Annotated in this window: 4 protein-coding genes; all 4 read left to right on the forward strand. The window is 61.0% G+C overall.

Translation table 11 applies throughout. The features are described 5' to 3' along the window. A partial coding sequence (locus tag QAT43_RS14315; RefSeq protein WP_305043766.1) for a DUF4332 domain-containing protein occupies positions 1-257 on the forward strand: 257 nt, incomplete at its 5' end. Positions 258-392: 135 nt separating this feature from the next. Beyond that, positions 393-1766, forward strand: a complete 1374-nt coding sequence (locus QAT43_RS14320) for a radical SAM protein (RefSeq protein WP_305043767.1) — start codon at positions 393-395, stop codon at positions 1764-1766. A gap of 465 nt (positions 1767-2231) precedes the next feature. Then, a complete protein-coding gene (nifH, locus tag QAT43_RS14325; RefSeq protein ID WP_442900277.1) occupies positions 2232-3095 on the forward strand; it encodes a nitrogenase iron protein in 864 nt (287 codons plus the stop codon). Positions 3096-3203: 108 nt separating this feature from the next. Further along, complete coding sequence (gene nifD / locus QAT43_RS14330; RefSeq protein WP_305043769.1) at positions 3204-4673, forward strand: nitrogenase molybdenum-iron protein alpha chain; 1470 nt, start codon at positions 3204-3206, stop codon at positions 4671-4673. The last annotated feature ends 4 nt before the right edge of the window (positions 4674-4677 follow it).

Below are 4677 nucleotides of genomic sequence, written 5' to 3' on the forward strand. Positions count from 1 at the left end.
ACAAATTGCTCCTGAAGTGGATCAATAATTCCGATCTGTTCAGGATCAAGGGCGTTGGCCAGGAATACGCCGATCTTCTCGAGCAGGCCGGGGTTGACACCGTGCCGGAATTGGCCCAGCGAAAACCGGAGAACCTTCATCAGAAGATGACGGAGCTCAATGAGCAGAAAAAGCTGGTGCGCAAGCTTCCCACCCTCGATCAGGTGCAGAGCTGGGTCGCTCAAGCCAAGGAATTGCCGCGCGTGATTCATTACTAGAGGGCGCGTCGATTAGAAACGCGTTTCCTGTTGACTGGTTTTGGGCAGGTATCGCTATACTTCCCAGGATTTTCAGGATGGAAGCCGGTTCGATCTCGCGTCGGCTTCCATCCGTTTCTAGATTCTGGGAGGTCTATGACCCAAGAGCAGCTCATTGCCCGCAACCGCGAGGAGTACGGCGAACGCTACGCCGCCCTGACATTTCCCACCCCCGACCAGGCTGTTGCGGCTTTGGCCCGGCGCGATGCCTTGCTCGAATTTCTCAGTGGCCGGGTCGCCATCGGCTGCGGCGGCACCAAGCTCGACTGCAACCGCTTGTCCCCCGGCTGCGCCGTCTGCGTGGCGGGGCGCTGGTCGTGCCTGTTCATCAACGGCCAATGCAACTGCGCCTGCTTCTATTGCCCCTCGGCGCAGAACGACATCGGCCGGCCGGTCACCAACTCCCTGGAATTTCGCACCCCCGCGGACTATGTCGATTACCTGGCCGCCTTTGGATTCACCGGCGCGAGCTTCAGCGGAGGCGAGCCGCTGCTCACCCCCGAGCGCACCCTGAGCTATCTCAAGGCGGCAAAACAGCGCTTCGGCGCCGCGCTGCACGTTTGGCTCTACACCAACGGCACTTTGGTCACGCCGGAGATTCTTGGGCAATTGCGCGATGCCGGGCTGGACGAGATCCGCTTCGACATCGGCGCCACGGACTATCATCTCAACAAGGCCGCCCTGGCGGTGGGGGTGATTCCCTGCGTCACCGTGGAAATCCCGGCGGTGCCCGAGAAATATGCACTGCTGCGCGACAGGATTGCCGCCATGGCCGAGTGCGGCATCGCCCACCTCAATCTGCATCAGCTACGGCTGACGCCGTACAATTTCGAGCGTTTCCAGGGGCGCGGCTATACCTTCCTGCATGGCGAGAAGGTGACGGTTCTCGAATCGGAGCTCTGCGCCCTGGAACTGATGCGCGACGGCCTCGAGCGCGGCATCGATCTGCCCATCAATTACTGCTCCTTCGTCTACAAGAACCGCTATCAGGCCCAGGCGGCGCGCCTGCGCAACGGCGCCCTGGCCCGCAAAAGCCACGAAGCCCTGACGGCGGCGGGCTATATCCGCACTCTCTGTCTCACGGGACCCAGGGAGGCCATCCTGGCCCAGGCGGAACGTCTGCACCAGGCGGATGCCGGTCTTTGGCAGCTGAGCCGCGCCAAGGACCGCCTGAGCGTTCATCCGACCCTGGCGCCGTTGCTCGCACCGGACGGCCTGGAACTACGGCTCAATTATGCCGAGGCCGTGCAACGCCCGGCGGTGAGCTATCGCTTTCCGTTTGTCGAGGTGCCCATCAACGCCACGCGCAAGATCGTCATCGAGCGGCGCCCGGCGTGCGGCGAAATCCTTCTCGCTCCCGAGCGTGGCGCGGACTTGCTGCGGGCCCTGGCGGTGGGCATGGATCTCGCCGGTTTTGCCGAACTGCGGCCCTTCGAGGCCATCAAGACGGGGTTGCAGGCGTATTTTTGAGGCGCCTTGTTTGTTTCCTGCACAGGGATTGCTGAAGATATGAGCAGATTTTTTTTGCGCGGCGCCCGAGGAAAAATTCTCGATTTCAAAAAAAATACAGTCAAAAAAGCCACTTCCGGCGATTGGATGTTTTTGGCACGACCCCTGCTTTAAGTTTGATCGTCAGGCACCACGAGGATGTGGCACCGACGATGGATGAGGCAACGAAGCCCGATGGGACCTTAGGTTCTCCCTCGGGCTTTTTTTCTTGAGCAACGCACAACTGAGACGATTGCGGCGCCACGGCGGAGCCGCAGCAGGCAAGGGGGCCTCATCCGGATTTGACCGGGTGGGGCTTTTTATTTTTCGCGACGTTCGATGGCCGTTTCCCGCGACTCAATGGCGATGCCGCCTGGGGAGCTCAGATCGCACGGCGCACCAATCCACCGTGAACAAGGAGCAAGAAACGTCATGGCAGAGAAAAAAATTCGTCAGATCGCAATCTACGGCAAAGGCGGCATCGGCAAATCCACCACCACCCAGAACACCGTCGCGGGTCTGGCCAGCTTGGGCAAGAAGGTCATGATCATCGGCTGCGACCCCAAGGCCGACTCCACCCGCCTGATCCTGCACGCCAAGGCGCAGGAGACGGTCATGGACAAGGTGCGTGAACTGGGCACCGTCGAGGATCTCGAACTTGAGGATGTGCTCAAGGTCGGCTACGGCGATGTCAAATGCGTGGAATCGGGCGGTCCTGAACCGGGCGTCGGCTGCGCGGGCCGCGGCGTCATCACCGCCATCAACTTTCTCGAGGAAGAGGGCGCCTACACCGAGGATCTCGACTTCGTCTTCTACGACGTCCTCGGCGACGTGGTGTGCGGCGGTTTCGCCATGCCCATCCGCGAAAACAAGGCCGAGGAGATCTACATCGTCGTCTCCGGCGAGATGATGGCCATGTACGCCGCCAACAACATCGCCAAGGGCATTCTCAAGTATTCCTCCTCGGGCAACGTGCGCCTGGCGGGTCTGATCTGCAACAGCCGCAATACCGACCGCGAGGCCGATCTCATCGAAGCCCTGGCCAAGAAACTCGGCACCCAGATGATCCATTTCGTGCCGCGCGACAACCAGGTGCAGCGCGCCGAGCTGCGCCGCATGACGGTCATCGAGTATTCCCCCGAGCACAAGCAGGCCGAGGAATACCGCACCCTGGCGCAAAAGATCGCCGACAACAAGATGCTGGTGGTGCCCACGCCCCTGGAGATGGAAGAGCTCGAGGATCTGCTCATGGAGTTCGGCATCATGGAAGCCGAGGACGAAACCATCATCGGCAAGGCCGAGAACGCCTGATCCGGAGGTAGGGGCGCACCGACGTGCGCCCTTGCCCGAACCCAGGACACTGCTCGAAAGGGCGCCGCCCCTACAAGCGACACCAACGACCACAAACAGGAGCTGCTTATGTACCAGCCTGGTGATAAAGACGTCAAAGCCAAGCCCGAAGTCGAGGGCTTGAGCAAGGAAAGGGCCGCCAAGCTCATCGAGGAAACCCTTGAGCTTTATCCGGCCAAGGCCAAGAAAAAGCGCGCCCCCCACCTCTCTCCCAACGATCCCGAGGACAAGGGCTGCGTGGTGCGCTCCAACAAAAAGACCGTGCCCGGCGTGATGAGCGCGCGCGGTTGCGCCTACGCCGGCGCCAAGGGCGTGGTCTGGGGTCCGATTCGCGACATGGTGCACATCTCCCATGGTCCGGTGGGCTGCGGCTGGTATTCCTGGGGCACGCGGCGCAACCTGACCACCGGGGTGCCCGGCGTTTCCTCCTTCTCGGGCATGCAGTTCACCTCGGATTTTCAGGAAAAGGACATCGTCTACGGCGGCGACAAGAAGCTCGAAACCATCTGTCGCGAAGTCAAGGAACTCTTTCCCCTGGCCAAGGGCATCTCGGTGCTCTCCGAGTGTCCCGTCGGCTTGATCGGCGATGACATCAACGCCACCGCCAAGAAGATGGCCGGCGAGCTTGAAGTGCCGGTGGTGCCCTGCAACTGCGAGGGTTTTCGCGGCGTGTCCCAGTCCCTGGGGCATCACATTTCCAACGACACCATTCGCGACCACATCATCGGCACCCGCGAGTTTGAGGAAGAGCCCGGCCCCTACGACATCGCCCTGATCGGTGACTACAACATCGGCGGCGACATCTGGTCTGCGGTCAAGGTGCTCGAGGAAATCGGCCTCAACGTCAAGGCGCAGTGGACCGGCGACGGGCAGATCGAGCACATCGCCGCCACCCACAAGGTCAAGCTCAATTTGATTCACTGCTACCGCTCCATGAACTACATGTGCAAGGTCATGGAAGAGAAGTACGGGATTCCCTGGCTCGAATTCAACTTCTTCGGGCCGACCAAGATCAAGGAGAGCCTGCGCGCCATCGCCGAGCGCTTCGACGACACCATCAAGGAGAACGTCGAGCGGGTCATCGCCAAGTACGACCCCATCATGCAGGCGATCATCGACGAATACCGCCCGCGCCTGGAAGGCAAGAAGGTCATGATCTTCGTCGGTGGTCTGCGCCCCCGCCACACCATCGGCGCCTACGAGGATCTGGGCATGGTGTGCGTCGGTTCGGGCTACGAGTTCGCCCACAGCGACGATTACGACCGCACCTATCCGGAGATGCCCAAGGGCTCGCTGGTGTTCGACGACGCGTCCGAGAAGGAAATGGAGGTGTTCGCAGAGGCCATCAAGCCTGACCTGGTCGCCTCGGGCATCAAGGAAAAGTACGTGTTCCAGAAAATGGGGCTGCCCTTCCGCCAGATGCACAGCTGGGACTACAGCGGTCCCTACCACGGCTACGATGGCTTTGCCATCTTCGCCCGCGACATCGACATGGCGATCAACAGCCCGACCTGGAAACTGGTGAAGTCGCCGTTCTGAAAAA

Origin of the sequence: Geoalkalibacter sp. (assembly GCF_030604225.1) — a bacterium.
GTDB lineage: Bacteria > Desulfobacterota > Desulfuromonadia > Desulfuromonadales > Geoalkalibacteraceae > Geoalkalibacter.

Bases quoted from the DNA above. Each gene is read 5' to 3' on its own strand.
- QAT43_RS14320 (WP_305043767.1), top strand. From the start codon at position 393: ATGACCCAAGAGCAGCTCATTGCCCGCAACCGCGAGGAGTACGGCGAA.
- nifD (WP_305043769.1), top strand. From the start codon at position 3,204: ATGTACCAGCCTGGTGATAAAGACGTCAAAGCCAAGCCCGAAGTCGAG.